This window comes from Allobosea sp. P2_B12, assembly GCF_056404835.1.
Genome location: NZ_JBFUDG010000004.1, coordinates 380,893 through 398,180, shown reverse-complemented (window position 1 = coordinate 398,180; position 17,288 = coordinate 380,893). Strand labels below are relative to the sequence as shown.

Below are 17,288 nucleotides of genomic sequence, written 5' to 3'. Positions count from 1 at the left end.
GAAAACGAACATGGCCCGCATCCTCGTCATCAGCCCCTCAGGGGAAGTCTACGACCACGACAATGTGCGCTGGTACGACTATGCCAATCTCGCTGAGCATATCGACCACTATCACAATATCGGCGACGCCTTCGTCTTCGATTCCTCGCTCAAGCTTCTGAATTTCGATCAGCTCGACGTGCTGCCGATCGAGCAGGTCGATGCCACCGCGATCGACCTGGCGAACGCCGAATACGACTACGTCTTCCTGCGCGGCTCGAACTATGTGCACTCCGAGATGGAGTGGGGGCAGGCGCCCGACGTGCTGCGCCGGTTGAAAATCCCGGTCATCGCCTTCGGCATCGGGGCCCAGGCGCCGGTCAGCGGCAAGCTCGAACTGAGCCAGGATACGAAGACGGTGCTGCGGCTGATCGCGGATTCGACCGCTTCGGTCGGGGTGCGCGGCGCCTATTCCGCCGATGTGCTTGCCGGACTCGGCATCAAGAATGTCCGCATCATCGGCTGCCCGACGGCATTTCGCGCCAATGATCCCGATCTCGCGATCAAGCTGCCGCCGCTCGACCAGGTCAGGACTGCGGGCGTGACGCTGCGGCGCGAGGTCTCGACCACCTATGCGCAGGACATCAAACGCTACCTCACCTTCCATCGCGACCTCGTCAAGGCGATGGCGGGCCGGTTTGACGTGACGCTGATGGCGCAGGGCGAGGCCGAGGAGAAGAAGCTCGCGCTCGGGACCGCAGCCCAGAAGGAGGAGGCCATCGCCGCGCTGCGCCAGAACGGCTGGGCCAATGAATGGTATCTCGATGACGAGATGGAGCGGCTCTACCGCAACCGGATGTTCTACTCCGATGTCGTCGCTGACTATGAACAGCTTGTGCGCCGGCTCGACCTCGTGCTCGGCTATCGGCTCCATGGCAATCTGATGGCGCTCGCCAACGGCACGCCGTCGATCTACTTCACCTATGACAGCCGTACGGTCGAGTTCGCGGAGACCTTCAGGATCCCGAGCTTCGACGTCTTCTCGGGCCAGGAATTCCGGCTGGAGGAGTATTGGGACCAGGCGCGCTTCGACCGCTTCAACACCGCACATGGCCAAGTCTATGCGGCGATGCAGGATTTCCTGGCCGAGAACCGCGTCGACAACAAGATGATCAAGCGCGCGGCCGCGCCGGAGCGCAAGGTCGCATGAGGTCGCGTCGGACATGGCTGCCGGGGCTGCCCGCGGCACTGCTGGTATCGGCGGCGGCTACCGCGCAGGTCCCTGCCTATCGCGTCGAGATCGCGCCCGACGCCGTCGAGGAGACGGTGTTCGACTGGTCCAGCCAGCGCTGCGAGCAGTGGCATATCCCCGATGCGCCCTTGCGGGCCTACCGGGATGACCGCAACGAGGTCGTCGCCTTTGCGAGCCACCACCGCAGTCGCGCGATGATCGGCCGTGGGCTGGAGCGGATCGCGACGTCGTGTGCGGTCTCCTTCGAGGGCCGGCATAGCGCCGACCCCAGCGCCTACAGCGATTTCAGCTGGATTGGCGCGACCTGGACGGGCAATGGCCGCGACGTCTTCGCCCTGATGCATGACGAGTATCACGCCAACGAGCATGCCGGCGCCTGCCGGTTCAAGGAAGCGATGAGCTGCTGGTACAATGTCGTGACGGCGGCGCGCTCGCGCGATGGCGGGCGCAGCTTCACCCCAACCCAGCCACCATCGTTGGTCGCCGCCCCCGCCTTCCGGCAGGAGGTCGGGCAGGGGCGGCATCGCGGCTTCTTCAACCCCTCCAACATCGTTATGCAGGACGGGGCCTGGTACACGCTGATCCAGACGACCGGCGGCGAGGGCCAAAAGCCCGGCGTCTGCCTGTTCCAGACCACACAGATCGAGGATCCGACGTCATGGCGGGCCTATGACGGACAGGATTTTTCCCTGCGCGCGGTCGATCCCTATCGCGAGGACGCCGCACAGGCGAAGCCCTGCCAGCCCCTGAAGCAGCTGCCGACGACGGTGGGGTCGGTGACACGGCATGAGGCCAGCGGGCTCTGGCTCGCCATCTTCCATCTCGGCCCCGATCCACGCGAGGGCATCGAGGGCGGGCGCGTCGCCTATAGCTGGTCGCGCGATCTGCTGAGCTGGACGCCGCTGCGAACGCTCGTCACGCACCCGACGATGTGGAGCAAGGATTGCGGCGACCGGACGCGCTACGCCTATGGGGCGATCGCCGACCCGGCCTCGACTTCGCGCAATTTCGAAACGACGGGCAGCGAGCCCTTCCTATTCATGACGAAGATACGGGTGTCCGACTGCAAGATCGGGCCCCAGCGCGACCTCGTCCGGATCAGGATCCGGATCGTGAAGGAGACACCATGAACGCGCCAGTCCGCGATCTCGCCGCCGCCGCCTCAGTGGGGCAGGCCCTGAAAATCCTGCGCGCGACCACGGGCGAGGTCGTCATATCCGTCAGCCGCGCTGCGGGCAGCGGCTGGCCGGCGCTGCGCCTCCTGCTCGACGGGCAGGACTACGCCACGATCCATCCCAGCGCGCTGGTTCCCGGCGACGCGACCGTGGCCGAACTGACCATCCCGCTGCCAAAACTGGCGGACGGGCGCCCGCATGCGATCGCCGTCGCCGATGCCGCGACCGGGCTTCTGGCGCCAGGCTCGCATCTGCGGCCGCTTTCCATCACGAAGACGCTTCGGGCGCTGGTGATCTATCCGGCAGGCGAGGTCTACGATCACGACAAGGTGCGCTGGTATCGCGCACCGATGGAGAAGCTGCTCTCCGACTATTTCAACATCGGCGACATGATCGTCTACGACTCGACGCTGAAGCTCCTGCGCTACGCGCATCTGGAGCCGATGAAGATCATGAATCCGACCGAGGCCGACATCGAGCGCTACGCCAGCGAGTTCGACTATGTCTTCGTGCGCGGCTCGAACTTCATCCACGAAAAGATGGAATGGTTCCGCGCCATCGAGGTGCTGGAACGGGTCAAGCTGCCGGTCTACGCGATCGGTGTCGGTGCCCAGGCCAGCCAGAACCGCGCCATCGATCTGCCTGATGGCTCGAAGCGCTTCTGGCAGCTCGTCGGTGACCGCTGCGCCTCGATCGGTGTGCGCGGCGCCTTCAGCGCCGAGACGCTGCGGCGTAACGGCGTCGGGAATGTCGATGTCGTCGGCTGCCCTTCGATCTTCCGGACACGCCAGCGCGATCTCGCCATCAAGGTTCCCGACCAGCGCGAGATCCGCAAGGTGGCCTTCAGCCTGCGCCGCGAATTCGACTCAAGCTATACCGCCAATCCGGAGGCCTATCTGCGCAACCAGCGCCAGGCGTTGCTCAAGGTCGACAGCCAGAGCGAGATGGTGATGTCCTCGCATGGCGAGCAGGAGGAGAAGGCCTTCTTCCTGCGCGACGAGGCCGCCAAGGCCAAGGCGGTGGCCGAGTTCGTCCATTCCGGCTGGTGGGACGGGCCCGACGATGCACGGATGCGCGAGATCTACGAGCGCAAGCTTTTCAGCTTCTTCGATGTCGAGCGCTACGACGCGTTCGCCCGGGGGCAAGACCTCGCGGTCGGCTATCGCGTCCACGGCGTGCTGCCGGCGGTGGCACATGGCGTGCCCGGCGTCCTCGTTGCCTATGACACGCGCAGCCAGGAACTCGCCGAGACGCTGAAGATTCCCGTCGTGCCGGAAGCCGCGCTGGCCGAGGGCGGCTGGCGCGCGGTCTATCAGGAATCGGCCTTGAACGCGCTTTCGAAGTCCTATGCCCAATCCTACGACCGGATGAGCGGCTTTCTCGACAAGAACGGGATTCCGCACCGGATGTGAGGCCAAGCCACGCTGGCGGCGCGCTGCTCCGCCGACACAACCGAGGGGGCCCCGGCGCAGCGCCAGCGGCCATAGCGCAGGAGAAGATGATGAGGATCGAATACGACGCAGGCACCGCGCTCTCGATCATGCGTGCCAATCCGGTGCGCGGCTGGATGTCCGGCAAGGCCATGGCCAAGGATCGGCTGACGACGGGCAGCTTCCTCGACGTCGATCATCGCCCGAAATTCCAGATCGACCCGTCCTGGCCGATCTTCACCATGGGGTCGTGCTTCGCCCGCGAGGTCGAGAACGTGCTGATGATGCGCGGCCTCCAGCTGGTCACCAAGGGGCATGGCGTGCCAGCCGAGCATTTCGAGACTTGGAACACCACGACCGGGCGCGGCGGCGGCGCGGCCGGCGGCGAATTGAGCCGGGGTGCGCTGAACAAATATTCGGTGCGCTCGATGACGCATGAGCTTAGGCGCGTTCTGCTCGACGAGACCTATCCGGATGACGGCCTGATCGAGCTCGCGCCGGATCAGTGGTTCGATCCGCATGCGAGCGGCCTGCGGCTGCTCGACCGCGAGACCGCCTTTGCCAATCGCCAGCGCCTGACAGCGGCGACCGCCACGATCAAGCAGGCGCGCATCTGCTTCTTCACATTGGGCCTGACCGAAACCTGGCTCGATTCCGAGACCGGCCTCGCCATGAACGCCCATCCCGGGCCGGCCTGGCTGGCGCGCATGCCGGAGCGCTTTCGCTTCATCGACTACGGTTACGACGAGACGCTCAAGGACATGCTGTCGATCATCGAAATGATCCGCACGCATTGCCATCCGGAGATGCGCTTCGTCGTCACTGTCTCGCCGGTGCCGCTGGGTGCAACCTTCAAGGATGCCGACGTCATCGTCGCCAATAGCGGTTCGAAATCGGTCCTGCGCGCGGTCGCGGAAGAGCTCTACCGGCGCTTCGATTTCGTCGACTACTTCCCGAGCTACGAGATCGTGCTGAATTCGCCGCGCGCGCTCGCCTTTCAGGAGGACCAGCTCCATGTCGCCCGCGACATGGTGGCAGCCGTCATGACCACGTTCGAGCGCAGCTATTTCAGCGAGGCGGCGGAGACGAAGGCGGCCTGAGGACTGCCCCGATCGCCGATGCGCGATCGGGGCGACCGTCGGCTCTGGCCGCGCGCAGCCTGGTGCAGCAACGGCCGCGAGTCGAACTACCGCAGCATTTTCGGCAGCCAGAGCGTCAGCTCCGGGAAGAAAGTGATGATGGCGAGCGCTCCGAACAGGGGAATGTAGAAGGGCAGCAACGCCTTGAAGATCGCCGGCATGGGCGCCTTGGCGATATCCGCCAGCAGGAACAGCGCTAACCCCATCGGCGGCGTCAGCAGGCCGATCATCAGGTTGAAGATGAAGATGATGCCGAGATGGACTGGGTCGACGCCGGCCAGCACCAGCGGCGCAGTAACGAGCGGTGCGACCAGCAGCGTCGCCGTGGTCGAATCCAGGAACATGCCGACGACCAGCAAAAGCGCGTTGACGATCAGCAGCAGGACGAGCGGGTCGGTCGAGAGCGACAGGATCGTACGGGTGAAGGTCTGCGGCAATTGCTCGATCGTCAGGATCCAGCCGAACAGCGCCGCCGCCGAGACGATGATCAGCACGGCCGATGTGGTCTTGACCGTGTCGAACAGCGCGAAGCGCAGGCGCGCCCAGCTCATGCCGCCATAGAACACGAAGGTGATCAGCAGGATGTAGGCGACGGTGACTGACGCGGCTTCCGTCGGCGTGAAGACGCCGAGCAGCATGCCGCCGACCAGCAGGATCGGTGTGAACAGCGCCGGCGCCGCGGGCAGGAAGGTCGACCAGATTTCGCGGAAGCTCGGCCAGGTCTTCGAGCGAGGATGGCCATGGCGATGCGCCAGCCAGGCGACGGTCGCCATCAGCAGCGCGACATAGAGCAGAGCCGGCATGATGCCCGCGACCAGCAGCTGCACGATCGAGACGCTCGTGACCGAGCCATAGATGATGATCGGGATCGAGGGCGGAAAGATTGGCCCGACGACGGCGGAGGCTCCGGTGATCGCGGCAGCATAGGCGCGGGTGAAGCCGGCATTGACCATGGCGCGGATCTCGATGCGCCCGAGCCCGCCGATATCGGCAAGCGCGGCTCCAGACGTGCCCGAGAAGATCAGCGAGCCGATGACATTGACCTGCGCCAGCCCGCCGGGCACGCGACCGGCCACCGTATGGGCGAAGCGGTAGATGTCGCTGGTGATGCCGCTCTGGTTCATCAGGCTGCCGACGAAGATGAAGACCGGCACGGCGACGAGCGGGAACGAGTCGAGCGCATAGGTCATGCGCTGCGCGATCAGCTCCATCGGGAAGCCGGCAAAGAAGACATAAAGCAGCGCCGGGACGGCGATGGCCACGACGACCGGGAAGCCGAGGATGAAGAAGGTGACGAAGGCGAGGATGACGACGAAGGACATGGGTGCGCTCCGCTCGCTCAGATCTTCATTTCGGGCGGCAGGTCGAGCTCTTCCTCGGGCTCCATCTCCTGAGAGAAGCTGATGTAGAGCGGCTTGTCCTGCAGCACCTTCACGAGCTGGATCACGCATTCGACCGTGGTCATGGTGAAGCTGACGAAGGCGGCGCCGAGGAAGAGCCAATAGGGCATGCCCAGTGTCGGCGTCGCATTGTCGAGATTGCTGGTGATCGCGATCAGGCTGGCGACGGCGGCAGTCGCGAAGGTCGCGATGGCGACGATCGCTGTGACGAGCTTGACGCTGCGCACGAAGCGTTTCGGGCAGAGAGAAAGAATCTCTTCCATGCGGATATTGGCGCCGCCCGCCGCGACATAGGGCAGGGCGATGAAAACCGTGCAGATCAGCATGAAGCGGGCGAGTTCCTCGGCCCCGATAAGTGGCGAGCCGACGATCTCGCGCGCGACCACCTGGAGGAAGGGCAGGACGACCATCGCGACCAGCATGACGAGGCTGCCCCAGCGAAAGACCCAGCGCAGCGGCTCCATCGCGCGGTCGATCGCATAGGTCCGGCTGTCGACGGCGATCGACGCAACGGGGGCGTCGGGGATGAGGGTCTCGGCATGCATGGGACAGGTCTCGCGGGCGACGGATCAAATGAAATCTCCCGAACGCAGGCGCGGCGCCGGGAGCGGACCGGGCGGCGCGAGGCCGCCCGGTCGTCAGGAGGCCGAAAGCCTCACTTCACGGCGGCAATGCGCTCGATATACGGGCCCCATGTCGGGAAATCGGTGCGGACCTGGGCGCCGACGGCCTTGCGGAAGTCCTCTACCTTGAGGCCGTCGGCCTCGGTGACGAACTTCATGCCCTTCTTCTTAAGCTCGTCGATCAGCTTGGTCTCGGCCTCGTTGCCGAGCTTCAGCGTCTCCTCGCCGATTTCGGCGGCCGTGGCCGAGATGATGGCGCGGTCCTTCTCGGGGATCGACTGCCAGGTGCGCTCGTTGATGAAGACCGGCAGTACGTTCTGCATGTGGCTGGTCAGCATGACATGCGTCTGCACCTCATAGAGCTTGTTGGCGTTGATCATGGTCAGCGGGTTCTCCTGACCGATCACCATGCCGGTCATCAGCGCGGTTGGCAGTTCGCCGACCTCGACCGGGGTCGGGATGGCGCCCATGCCCTTGATCATCGTGGTCCAGAGCTGCAGCGGCACGCCGCGGAAGCGCTTGTCTTTGAGGTCGGCCGGCGAATAGACCGCCATCTTCGCGGTCATCTGGCGCGCGCCGCGATAAAGCCGGCCGATGATGCGGATATTGGCGGATGAGACGAGCTTGTCGGAAAGCTCCTTCATCACCTCGGACTTCGCCGGGTCGGTCGCATTCATGGCATGCGTGCCGTCGCGATAGGCGAAGGGCGCGGCGAAGACGGCGATGTCCGGGCTCAGCCGGGCGAGCGAGGCGAATTCGTGATGCGCCAGCGGGATTGCGCCGCTACGGACGCCATCGACGGTCTCCTGCGCGCCGCCAAGCTGCGAGTTCGGGAAGACCTGGACCTTGACCCGCCCTTCCGTACGCTGGTTGACTCGCTTGGCGAATTCCTCGGCGTACCAGTACTGGATATCGCCTTCCGAGCCGACATGGGCGTAGCGGATCGTCACCTGCGCCTGCGCCTGCAGGCCGAGACCGACGGACAGGCCGAGGCCGAGGGCCAGCATCTTCAAGGCATCGCGCTTCTTCATGATATCCTCCCGTTTTGTTTTTGTGATTGTCGAACGGCCCCGTGTCAGAGCCGGTAGAGCCTCGCTGCGTTGTCGTGGAACAGGCGCTCCCGGTCTTCTTCGGACCGGTCGGCCGTGGCGGCGAGGAAGCCTGAGAAGATCGTGTCGAAATCGCCGACCAGGCTGTCGACGGGGAAATTGCTGGCGAACATCGCCCGCTCGACGCCGAAGATCGCGATGGCTTCGCGGATGATCGGCCCGTTGCCGACCTGCGCCCAGGGGATGCCGGGCAGGCCGATGCCGGAAATCTTGAGCGCGATGTTGGGTTGCGCGGCCGCGGTTTCGAGCGCACGGCGCCAGGCCGACAGCGCTTCGGGGCTGCGGTCGGCGGGCAAGGCGGTGTGGTTGATGATGATCTGCGTTTCGGGCACGTCGCGCGCCAGTTCGGCTGTGGCGTCGAGATGCCACCACGGCGTCTGCAGGTCGTAGCTCAGGCCGTTGCCGGCGAGATGGGCATAGCCCTCGCGCCAGGCGGGGTCGTCCATCGAACCGGGCTGGCCGCGCCTGGCCTCGCTTGCGCTCGCCGCAGCGGCGGGCTTGTGGCGGATGCCGCGCACGATCGGGATCGCTGCATGGGCGGCGAGAAGCTCGGCCGCCCCGGGGTCGGCCAGGTCGCACCAGGCGACCACGGCCGAGGGCAAGCCGTGCTCGGCGGCGACGCTCGCGATCCAGCGGCTCTCGCCGAGCGCGTTGCCGCGTTCCCATTCCGCCTCGATGTAGACGGAGCCCGTCACCGGCCAGCCAACGGTGTCGCGGCGGTAGTCGGCGGGCATGTAGTTTTGGCGGATGGCGGAGTAGTCGCCATAACGGAACGGGATCGGCGGCTCGTCGCTGAGCCAGGGATGGCGGTTGCGGTCGAGATCCCAGACATGGTGATGCGCGTCGATCACTGCCTTCGGCTTGTGCGGCGTGCTTGCCATCAGCCGCGCCCGCGCGAGGCTGCGTCGTGCTCGTAGAGCTTTACGACGGCAGCCGAGTCGCTCATCTCGTGGCCGAGCGCGACATAGTCGGCATAGCGATGCACCGCCTCCTCGATCACCTTGAGGTCGAGTCCCAACCCTTGCGAGAAGGCCGAGACCGCCTTGAGATCTTTCAGGAGTTGGCGAGCATAGCTCGCCGGCGGCTCGAAGGCGCGGGCTTGCATCTGCGGATAGAGCCGCTGCAGCAGGCTTGAATCCGCATGTCCACCGGCGAGGCATTGCGGCAGGCGGGCGGCGTCGATGCCGGCGGCCTCGGCCAGCATCAATGCCTCGGCCATCACGACATAGCCGGTGCCGACGATGGCCTGGTTGATGATCTTGGTGGTCTGGCCGGCGCCGACCGGCCCCATCAAGGTGAGGTTTCCGGCCATGTCGGCCAGCAGCGGCCGCGCTGTCGCGAAATCCGCCTCGGAGCCGCCGGCCATCACGGTCATGCCGCCGGTGCGGGCGAGTTGCGGCCCGCCCGAGACCGGTGCGTCGACCCAGCCGGCTCCGGTCAGCGCCTTGAGCTTCGCCGCCGCCTGCCGTGTTCCCTCCGGATCGGCGGTTGAGAGGTCGATGATGAGCTTCATCGAGGAACCGCCCGCGGCGACGCCGTCTTCGGCGAAAACGCAGCGCTCGACGGCGGCCATGTGCAGCACGCAGAGCATGACGACATCGCTGGCGGTAGCGACTTCGGCCGGCGAGGCGGCGGGCTTGGCGCCGTGAGGGACGACGGTGTCGAGCCGCTCGGGCTCGAGATTCCAGACCGTCACATCATAGCCCTTGTCGAGCAGGCGGCGCGTCATCGCCTCCCCCATGATGCCGATGCCGATGAAACCGATGCGGGGTTTTGTCATGGATGCTGCTCCCTCGGCGTCATGGTCACCTCCCTGTCCAGGCGGGCAGCGCCTTGGTTTTGGCGAGAAAGGCGCTGACGCCCCGCCTGAAGTCGTCGCTGCCATAGACCTGCGCGATCAGGTCATCGACCTCAGGCAGGCCCTCGAACGCCATGCGCCGCAGGATCTCCTTCGTCGCCCGCGTCGTCAGCGGGGCGTTCTCGGCGGCGCGGCGACACAGGGTTTCGAGCTCGCCGTCGATCGCCTCGGGCTCGACGATGCGCAGCAGGAAGCCGGTGGACATAAGGTCCTGCGCGCCGAATATTTCGCCGAGCAGGACCATGCGCCTCGCCGCCGCCACGCCGATCGCACCGCCGATCCGCGCCAGACTGAGCGGCGAAAGGCAATTGCCGAGCGTGCGGCCGATCGGGGAGCCGAAACGAGCATCGGGCGTCGCGATCCTGAAGTCGCAGGCCGCTGCGATATTGAGACCGCCGCCCACTGCCCAGCCATCGATCACGGCGATGGTGGTGACGGGAATGGCGTCGATCGCGCGCATGCATTCATCGCCATTGTGTTCATAGGCGATGCCGTCCGCCCCGCTCGTGAACTTGGCGAAGCCCGATATGTCGGTGCCCGACACGAAGGCCTTGCCGCCCACGCCGCGGAACACGGCGACCCGCACGGAAGGATCCTCCGTGATCTTGCCGGCGATGTCGCTCAGCTGGAGCCACATCGTGCTGGTAAGGGCGTTATAGGCGGCCGGGTTGTCGAAGCGGACATGGGCGATGTCGCCCGCCTTCTCATAGGTGACGCGGGGCTCGCTCATCACGCCGTCCCCGTCTTCAATGCGCCGGGCAGAAGGCCTTTCCCGACCAGTTCCGCGCGCAATTCGGCACCATGCTCGTCAAGCAAGGGTGGTGGCAGGCGGATTTCCTGCGGCGTTCCGCTGAGCTTGACCGGGAAACCCAGGGCGCGGAACTCGCCCTCGACCGGATGCGGCACCATCTTGACCATCTCGCGCGCCACGGCCTGCTCGCTGACGACGGCCTCGGCGTAGTCGAGGATCAGGTCGGCGGGAACGCCTGCTTCGAGCAACCCGTCGATCCATTGGCGACGCGTGCGCGTCAGAAATGTCGGGGCCATCGCATCGATCAGAGCGAGCCGGTTCTGCAACCTGGAGGCATTGGTCGAGAAGCGCGCATCCTGCTGCAGGTCCTCGCGGCCCAGAACCCTGACCAGCTTGAGCCAAAGCCCCTGATTGGCGGCGCCGATGACGAACCAGCCATCCGATGCCGCGACGGCCTGGTACGGCGCCGACATGCGGTTGGCCGAGCCGATCGGCTCGGGCGTCCGCCCGGTGCCCCAGAGTTCCGTGGTCTCCCAGACCGAGAGGGCGAGCGCCGCCTCGAACAGCGAGGCGTCGAGATACTGGCCCTTGCCGGTGGTCTGACGGCCGATGACGGCGCTGAGGATGGCATAGGTGCTGAACAGCCCCGCGCCGAGATCGGCCACGGGAATCGAGTTCTTGGCCGGCTCCATGCCGGGCAAGCCGTTCGAACTGAGCACGCCGGAGACTGCCTGTGCGATCAGGTCGAAACCCGGACGCTGAGACCACGGCCCGGTCTGGCCGAAGCCGGAGATGCTGGCATAGATCAACCGCGGATTGATTTCGCTCAGCGTGGCGTAGTCCATGCCGAGCCGGCCGGCGACGCCGGGGCGGGCATTCTCGACAAGGACGTCCGCCGTTTTCACCAGCGCATAAAGGACCTCGCGGTCGGCGTCGGATTTCAGGTCGAGCGCGATGCTGCGCTTGTTGCGGTTGAGCGCGAGGAAGCCAGGACTGTCCTCTCCTTTCATCCGGAAACCCATCGACTGGCGCGTCGAGTCGCCGGTCCCCGGCGGTTCGATCTTGATGACGTCGGCGCCCATATCGGCCAGCAACATGCAGCAGAACGGCCCGGCCATGACCTGCGATATGTCGAGAACCCTGATACCTGTCAGCGGTGGCGCCATGGACGATATTCTCCGGTATTCCCGCTTCCTCTCGCTGGTGCGAGGGATGCGATCTCATTGTGGTCGATGCGGCCCGCTACCCGCGAGCCGCGGCGGGACGGATCAGACGGCAGCCTTCTTGATCGCGTCGAGCGTTTCGCTGCCGAACTTGCCGACGAAGTCCTTCTCGACCTCCGCGGTCACGATCCTGGCGAAGGACTCACGGTCCGGCGTCTCGACGGCCTGCATGCCGCCCTTCTTCAGCTCGGCCAGGCTCGACCCTTCCGTATCCTCGTTCATCTGGCGCTGGGTCACGGCCAGTTCCGCGCCGATGCCCAGCAGCAGCTTCTGGATCTCGGCCGGATAGGCGTCGAACTTGGCCTTGTTCATCACGACAGGGCCGGTGGTGAAGGCGTGACGCGTCAGCGAGAGATGCTTTTGCACCTCGAAGAACTTCGCATTCAGAATCAGCGTGACCGGGTTCTCCTGGCCGTCGACCGCGCCGGTTTCCAATGCCGTGAACAGTTCGGTGAAGGCCATCGGCGTCGGTATCGCACCGAGCAGCTGGAAGGCCCTGATGTGTGCGGGGTTGGGCGTGGTGCGGATCTTCAGGCCCTTGATGTCGGCGGCGGTGGCGACGGGGCGGCGGTTGTTGCTGAGATTGCGCCAGCCGATCTCCCAGGTTGCCAGCGCCTTCAAATTCGAGGCTTCGAGCTCACGGCGCAGTCCCTCGCCTACGGGTCCGTCCATCACGGCCGCCGCGTGTTTGCGGCTCTGGAACAGGAAGGGCAGGTCGAGCACGTTGAGCTTGGGGGCGAGGCCAGTGAAGAACGGGTTGCCGGTCAGGCAGATGTCGATCGAGCCGCCGCGCACGGCGCTGATGGTCTGCGCGTCGGAGCCGAGTGCGCCGTTGGGGAACACCTGAACCTCGTAGCGGCCCTGGCTGCCGGCCTTGACGCGTTCGGCCAGGAGCAGTGCCGCCTTGTGCCAGCTGTCGGATTCCGGATGCGGGTGGGCAAAGCGCAGGCGGGCCGCCTGGGCGAAGGCAGGGTTGCCGATCGCAAACAGCGAGATACCGGCGCCGGCGCCCTTCAGGGCAGTTCTGCGGGTCAGGGTCATGGCGTCCTCCTCGTGATTTTTGAGCCGTTTCGGGCTGATGTCGGGCGGATTTTAGCGCCCGTAGAACCATTTCGCGGGAATGGTGACGATCTCCGGCACCAGGATCAGAAAAGCGAGCACGGCGAGCTGTGACAGCAGGAACGGCATGACGCCGCGAACGACCTTGTCCATCGAGATGTTGCCGACGGCGCAGACGACGTTGAGGACCGTGCCGACTGGCGGTGTCAGCAGGCCGATGGCGTTGTTGATGATGAACATCACGCCGAAATAGACCGGGTCGATGCCGGCCTGCTTGACGATCGGCATCAACACCGGGGTCAGGATCAGCACGGTCGGGATGAAATCGAGTGCCGTGCCGACGACGACGACCAGCGCCATCATCGCCAGCATGACCAGCGTCTTGTGCTCGATCAGCGGGCCGAGCAGGCTTGCGACCTGGGCCGGGATGTCGGCGATGGTGATCAGCCAGGCCGAGACCAGGGCGGCCGCGACCAGGAACATCACCGCGGCGGACGTCTTGAGCGAGGCCAGCAGCGCCGGGCGCAGATCGGCTAGCCCGAGTTCGCCATAGACGAAGGCGCCGACCAGTCCGGCATAGACTGCCGCGACCACGGCGGCTTCGGTCGGGGTAAAGGCGCCGGCCTTCATGCCGCCGATGATCAGGAAGGGCAGGCCGAGCGCCCAGATGCCGTCGAGCGCCGAGCGCGCGATTTCGCGAGGCCGAGCGCGGCTGGCGCGGGCAACGGGTTCGTCGCGGGCGACGACGAACCAGGTGATGACCAGCGCCAGTCCCATCAGGATACCCGGCACGATGCCGGCCAGAAAGAGCCGCGTAATCGAGACGCCGGCGGCGACGCCGAAGACGACGAAGCCGATCGAGGGCGGGATCACCGGGGCGATGATGCCGCCGGCCGCGATCAGCCCGCCGGCGCGCGGCATGTCGTAGCCGGCCTGGCGCATCATCGGGATCAGGATGGCGGCCAGCGCGGCGGTGTCGGCGACGGCCGAGCCGGAGATCGAGGCCATGACCAGGGCCGCGATGACGGCGACATAGCCGAGCCCACCCTTGACGTGGCCGACCATGGTGACCGCCAGCGCGATGATGCGGCGCGACAGGCCGCCGGCATTCATCAGTTCGCCGGCCAGCATGAAGAAGGGCACCGCCATTAGCGGGAAGGAATCGGCGCCGCCAACGAGGTTTTGCGCGAGGATCTGCGAGTCGAAGCTGTCGAGCTGCAGCATCAACGCGACGCCGCAGACCAGGAGCGCGATCGCGATCGGCACGCCGAGCGCCATGGCGCCGATCAGCGAGCCCAGGAAAACGAGGACGGTCACTTGCGCGCCTCCGCCTGCCCGATCTCGCGTTGCCTGGCCTCGAACGCCGCCATCTCCTCGGAATCGGCACCGATCACCAGGGCCGAATCCGGCATGCGCCCGGTGACGAGATCGAACAGGGCGATCAGGTTCAGCGCGCCGATGCCGAGCCCGCAGAGCAGCCCGGCGATATAGGTCACGGCGAGCGGAATGCCGGTGACCGGCGCGTAATTGTCGATGTTGATGACGCTCTGGCGCCAGCAGCCGGCGACCAGCAGCGCCATGCAAAACAACGACAGCGCTTCGGCGGCGACCCTGCACCACCAGCGGCCATTGCGGCCGAGCATGACGACGACGGTGGTCATGCCGAGATGGTTGCCGTCCTTGGCGACGAGGAAGGCGCCGCCGAAGGTCAGCCAGACGAAGATCATGCGTGAGGCTTCTTCGGACGTGGTGATACCGGAGCTGAAGACGTAGCGCAGCACGACGTTGCCGAAGACCATCGCGATCATCGCGACGAAGCCGATGATCAGCAGATTCTCGACGCTGCGCAGGAGGGCGGCCCGGATACGGCCGCTCATGGCCCGCCTCGCCGGTGATCCCTGCGCATGCGAAGACGCTGCCGGCTTTGCGCCAGCAGGGCGTGGTTTTTCACCATCGCCTTCTCCTCGTTCGTTTCCCTGGCCGTGGCGCTAAACCGCCCGGTCCCGATTATCTGTATGCAGCATACTGCGTGCGAAGGGCGTGTCAAACGCGGTTCGGCGCGTTGGCATAGTGCCGAACGAAAAGTTGCATGCAAGAAATTGAGGCCGTCAAGCGTGCCTCCGGAATGCCGGCCCAGCCATGGCTACATTCCCGGAGATGCTGTCTCCTCTCCATCTTAGGCAACGCCAATGTCGGAATGCTGTATGCAGTATATCTTGAACAGGCGGGAGAAGCTGCTAATCTCGTCGGGCGGACCGCCGGTAAACGGGGCGGCCGATCCCTGGGGAGGGACGCATGAAGCTCGTCGCAAAAGCTGCCATCGGCATGGCGGCAATGCTGGTTGTCGTCGGCCCGTCCTGGGCCTTCCCTGATCGTCCGATCCAGTTGATCGTGCCCTGGGCAGCGGGCGGCGGCATGGATTCCGTGATGCGCATCTTCGGGGCCGGCTTCGAGGCGGAGCTGAAGCAGCCCGTCAACATCGTCAATCGCACCGGTGGCGGCGGCATCACCGGTCACACCGCGATCGCGCTTGCCGCCCCCGACGGCTATGTCGTCGGCGGCATCAGCCCCGAAATCTCCTTCTTCAAGACGCTGGGCATGGACGAACTGACGATCGACAGCGTCGACGCCTTTTCACGCGTTTCGGTCATTCCTGCCGGCGTCACGGTCAAGGCCGACAGCCCCTACAAGACCATCGCGGACTATCTGAAGGCGGTGAAGGACAATCCCAAGGGCACGCTGATGGCGTCGGGAACAGGTGTCGGCGGCTCCTGGCACATCGCGTCGGGCGGCCTGCTCAAGGCGGCGGGCATGGCTCCGGACGCGGTGAAATGGGTTCCGAGCAATGGCGGCGCCCCGGCGCTCAACGATCTCGTCGCCGGCGGCCTCAGCGTCTTCACCGGCTCGCCGATCGAGGCCAAGGCCATGCTCGAGGCCGGGCGCGTGCGCACTCTCCTGCTGATGACCGCCGAGCGCCATCCGAACTTTCCCGACGTCCCGAGCGCGAAGGAAGCCGGCCTGGACTGGACCTATCAGAACTGGTTCGCGCTGGCCGGTCCCAAGGGCATTCCCGCTGACCGCCGCAAGATCCTGTTCGAGGCGGCCGCGCGAACGATGCAGCGCCCCGAGGTTCGCAAGGCCATGGCCGATCGCGGCATCACGCCGGTCTGGGATAAGCCCGACGAGTTCGCGGCTTATGTCTCCACCTTCACCGAGCGCGGCAACGGCATCCTCCGCGATCTCGGTCTGGCGAAGAACTGAGACGTTCCGCGGCCGGGATGCGGGCATTCCGGCCGCGGCGTCGCTTCAGTGCGTGGTTTGCGGAAGCAGGTTCGGCCAGTTGGTGTCGGCCCGGGCGATATAGGTCTGGGTTTTCGCCAGCCAGGTCTTCCGTACGGCCAGGTCGTAGTTGAGATAGAGCCTCCCGTTCACGATCGACCAGGCTTCGGGCTCGATCTTGACGAGATAGCCGCGCGAGGTGCCGTAGGCGCAAAAGCCGCCATAGGCCGGCAGGTAGCGCTGCGGATCGGCCTCGAACAGCGCCTTGTGCTCGGCGCTGGCGAAACGCCAGGTCGCGCCGCCATGGTTCACGGAGAATTCCGGCTTGCCGGGACGCGGACCGCCATCGCGGAAATAGGCGACAGGGTCGTAGCCGCGGATCGCAAGCCCGTCCGGAGAGTTCAGGGTGTTGACCGGGCGGGGCGTATCGGCCCGGACGCCGGGCGCGGCCAGCACCGCGCCGGTCAGCAGTATGAAGCTTCGCCTGTTGAGCATGGCAGTGTCTCCCTCGATGCGGGTGTTCAGGAGGTGCGCGCTTCCAGCGCTTCGAAGATATAGGCGGCGAGCCAGCCATAGATCGCGTGCCCGACAAGGCTCATCACCGAGAGGCGGGGCACGTCATTGAGCAGGAAATGCTGACCGGCGAGCGGTGCGAAGAAGCCCAAAGCGATGAAGTAGGTGATCACGCCCCAGATCCAGCCATCGGCCGGCATGCCGAAGCTCTTCACCCAGCGGGTCAGGAGCCAATACCCGAGCGGGTAGAACAGGAAACCGGTCAGGAAATGCAGCAGCTTGGCCACCGGCGGCGACAGCGTCAGGCCGAACTGATGGGCAAACAGCGATTTCACCAGCTCCGGCGGCTCCAGCGGATATTCGGCGAACCAGGCCGTTGGCACGGCCGAGAACAGCTCCCAGAAGCCGAGCCCGGCGAAGCCGCCGAGGGCGAGGTTGATGATGGTCCGGCCGGAGGGCAGCGCAAGGCTGCGGCCGGCGATGGTGGCGGTGGTCATG

17 protein-coding genes are annotated in these 17,288 nt (G+C 65.8%); 5 read left to right on the top strand and 12 right to left on the bottom strand.

Features of this window, described 5'->3' with window-relative positions; all coding sequences use genetic code 11:
• The first annotated feature begins 10 nt into the window (after positions 1 to 10).
• From AC1DYU_RS13650 to AC1DYU_RS13635, 4 genes are all read left to right on the top strand, one after another.
• Positions 11 to 1,189 carry a polysaccharide pyruvyl transferase family protein gene (locus AC1DYU_RS13650; RefSeq protein WP_476792085.1) on the top strand — a complete coding sequence of 393 codons (1,179 nt, stop codon included), beginning with the start codon at positions 11 to 13 and terminating at the stop codon, positions 1,187 to 1,189.
• Entirely contained in the window at positions 1,186 to 2,361 is a 1,176-nt protein-coding gene (locus AC1DYU_RS13645; RefSeq protein WP_476792084.1) for a hypothetical protein, read from the top strand. Before AC1DYU_RS13650 ends, AC1DYU_RS13645 begins: the two co-directional genes overlap by 4 nt.
• A complete protein-coding gene (locus tag AC1DYU_RS13640) occupies positions 2,358 to 3,818 on the top strand; it encodes a polysaccharide pyruvyl transferase family protein (RefSeq protein ID WP_476792083.1) in 1,461 nt (486 codons plus the stop codon). The genes AC1DYU_RS13645 and AC1DYU_RS13640 overlap by 4 nt, the downstream gene beginning before the upstream one ends.
• 89 nt (positions 3,819 to 3,907) lie before the next feature.
• On the top strand, positions 3,908 to 4,936 hold the full coding sequence (locus tag AC1DYU_RS13635) for a GSCFA domain-containing protein (RefSeq protein WP_476792082.1): 1,029 nt from the start codon (positions 3,908 to 3,910) through the stop codon (positions 4,934 to 4,936).
• Between the two features lie 86 nt (positions 4,937 to 5,022).
• On the opposite strand, the gene AC1DYU_RS13630 is transcribed toward AC1DYU_RS13635, so the two are convergent.
• From AC1DYU_RS13630 to AC1DYU_RS13585, 10 genes are all read right to left on the bottom strand, one after another.
• The gene (locus tag AC1DYU_RS13630; RefSeq protein ID WP_158482514.1) at positions 5,023 to 6,297 is read right to left on the bottom strand and encodes a TRAP transporter large permease; all 1,275 of its coding nucleotides are present in this window, start codon (positions 6,295 to 6,297) and stop codon (positions 5,023 to 5,025) included.
• A gap of 17 nt (positions 6,298 to 6,314) precedes the next feature.
• Entirely contained in the window at positions 6,315 to 6,920 is a 606-nt protein-coding gene (locus AC1DYU_RS13625) for a TRAP transporter small permease (protein ID WP_476792081.1), read from the bottom strand.
• A 110-nt stretch (positions 6,921 to 7,030) separates the two neighbouring features.
• Entirely contained in the window at positions 7,031 to 8,029 is a 999-nt protein-coding gene (locus AC1DYU_RS13620; RefSeq protein ID WP_158482516.1) for a TRAP transporter substrate-binding protein, read from the bottom strand.
• A gap of 44 nt (positions 8,030 to 8,073) precedes the next feature.
• Positions 8,074 to 8,988 carry an amidohydrolase family protein gene (locus AC1DYU_RS13615; protein WP_476792080.1) on the bottom strand — a complete coding sequence of 305 codons (915 nt, stop codon included), beginning with the start codon at positions 8,986 to 8,988 and terminating at the stop codon, positions 8,074 to 8,076.
• A complete protein-coding gene (locus AC1DYU_RS13610; RefSeq protein WP_476792079.1) occupies positions 8,988 to 9,887 on the bottom strand; it encodes an NAD(P)-dependent oxidoreductase in 900 nt (299 codons plus the stop codon). Before AC1DYU_RS13610 ends, AC1DYU_RS13615 begins: the two co-directional genes overlap by 1 nt.
• Before the next feature lie 25 nt (positions 9,888 to 9,912).
• Entirely contained in the window at positions 9,913 to 10,695 is a 783-nt protein-coding gene (locus AC1DYU_RS13605) for an enoyl-CoA hydratase (RefSeq protein ID WP_476792078.1), read from the bottom strand.
• Positions 10,695 to 11,882 (bottom strand): CaiB/BaiF CoA transferase family protein, encoded by a 1,188-nt coding sequence (locus AC1DYU_RS13600; protein WP_476792077.1) that lies wholly within the window; start codon positions 11,880 to 11,882, stop codon positions 10,695 to 10,697. Before AC1DYU_RS13600 ends, AC1DYU_RS13605 begins: the two co-directional genes overlap by 1 nt.
• Positions 11,883 to 11,984: 102 nt before the next feature.
• Positions 11,985 to 12,980, bottom strand: a complete 996-nt coding sequence (locus tag AC1DYU_RS13595) for a DctP family TRAP transporter solute-binding subunit (RefSeq protein WP_476792076.1) — start codon at positions 12,978 to 12,980, stop codon at positions 11,985 to 11,987.
• A 51-nt stretch (positions 12,981 to 13,031) separates the two neighbouring features.
• Positions 13,032 to 14,315 (bottom strand): TRAP transporter large permease subunit, encoded by a 1,284-nt coding sequence (locus AC1DYU_RS13590; RefSeq protein ID WP_476792075.1) that lies wholly within the window; start codon positions 14,313 to 14,315, stop codon positions 13,032 to 13,034.
• On the bottom strand, positions 14,312 to 14,875 hold the full coding sequence (locus tag AC1DYU_RS13585; protein WP_158482523.1) for a TRAP transporter small permease: 564 nt from the start codon (positions 14,873 to 14,875) through the stop codon (positions 14,312 to 14,314). The genes AC1DYU_RS13590 and AC1DYU_RS13585 overlap by 4 nt, the downstream gene beginning before the upstream one ends.
• A gap of 418 nt (positions 14,876 to 15,293) precedes the next feature.
• Between AC1DYU_RS13585 and AC1DYU_RS13580 the strand changes: the two genes are divergently transcribed.
• A complete protein-coding gene (locus tag AC1DYU_RS13580; RefSeq protein ID WP_476792074.1) occupies positions 15,294 to 16,259 on the top strand; it encodes a Bug family tripartite tricarboxylate transporter substrate binding protein in 966 nt (321 codons plus the stop codon).
• A gap of 45 nt (positions 16,260 to 16,304) precedes the next feature.
• Here the strand turns inward: AC1DYU_RS13580 and AC1DYU_RS13575 are convergent, their stop codons facing one another.
• Together AC1DYU_RS13575 and AC1DYU_RS13570 are read right to left on the bottom strand one after the other, a co-directional pair.
• Positions 16,305 to 16,772, bottom strand: coding sequence for a YHS domain-containing (seleno)protein (locus AC1DYU_RS13575; RefSeq protein WP_476792073.1), 468 nt, complete (start codon positions 16,770 to 16,772; stop codon positions 16,305 to 16,307).
• A gap of 26 nt (positions 16,773 to 16,798) precedes the next feature.
• Positions 16,799 to 17,287, bottom strand: a complete 489-nt coding sequence (locus AC1DYU_RS13570) for a hypothetical protein (RefSeq protein ID WP_476792072.1) — start codon at positions 17,285 to 17,287, stop codon at positions 16,799 to 16,801.
• Position 17,288: the final 1 nt, after the last annotated feature.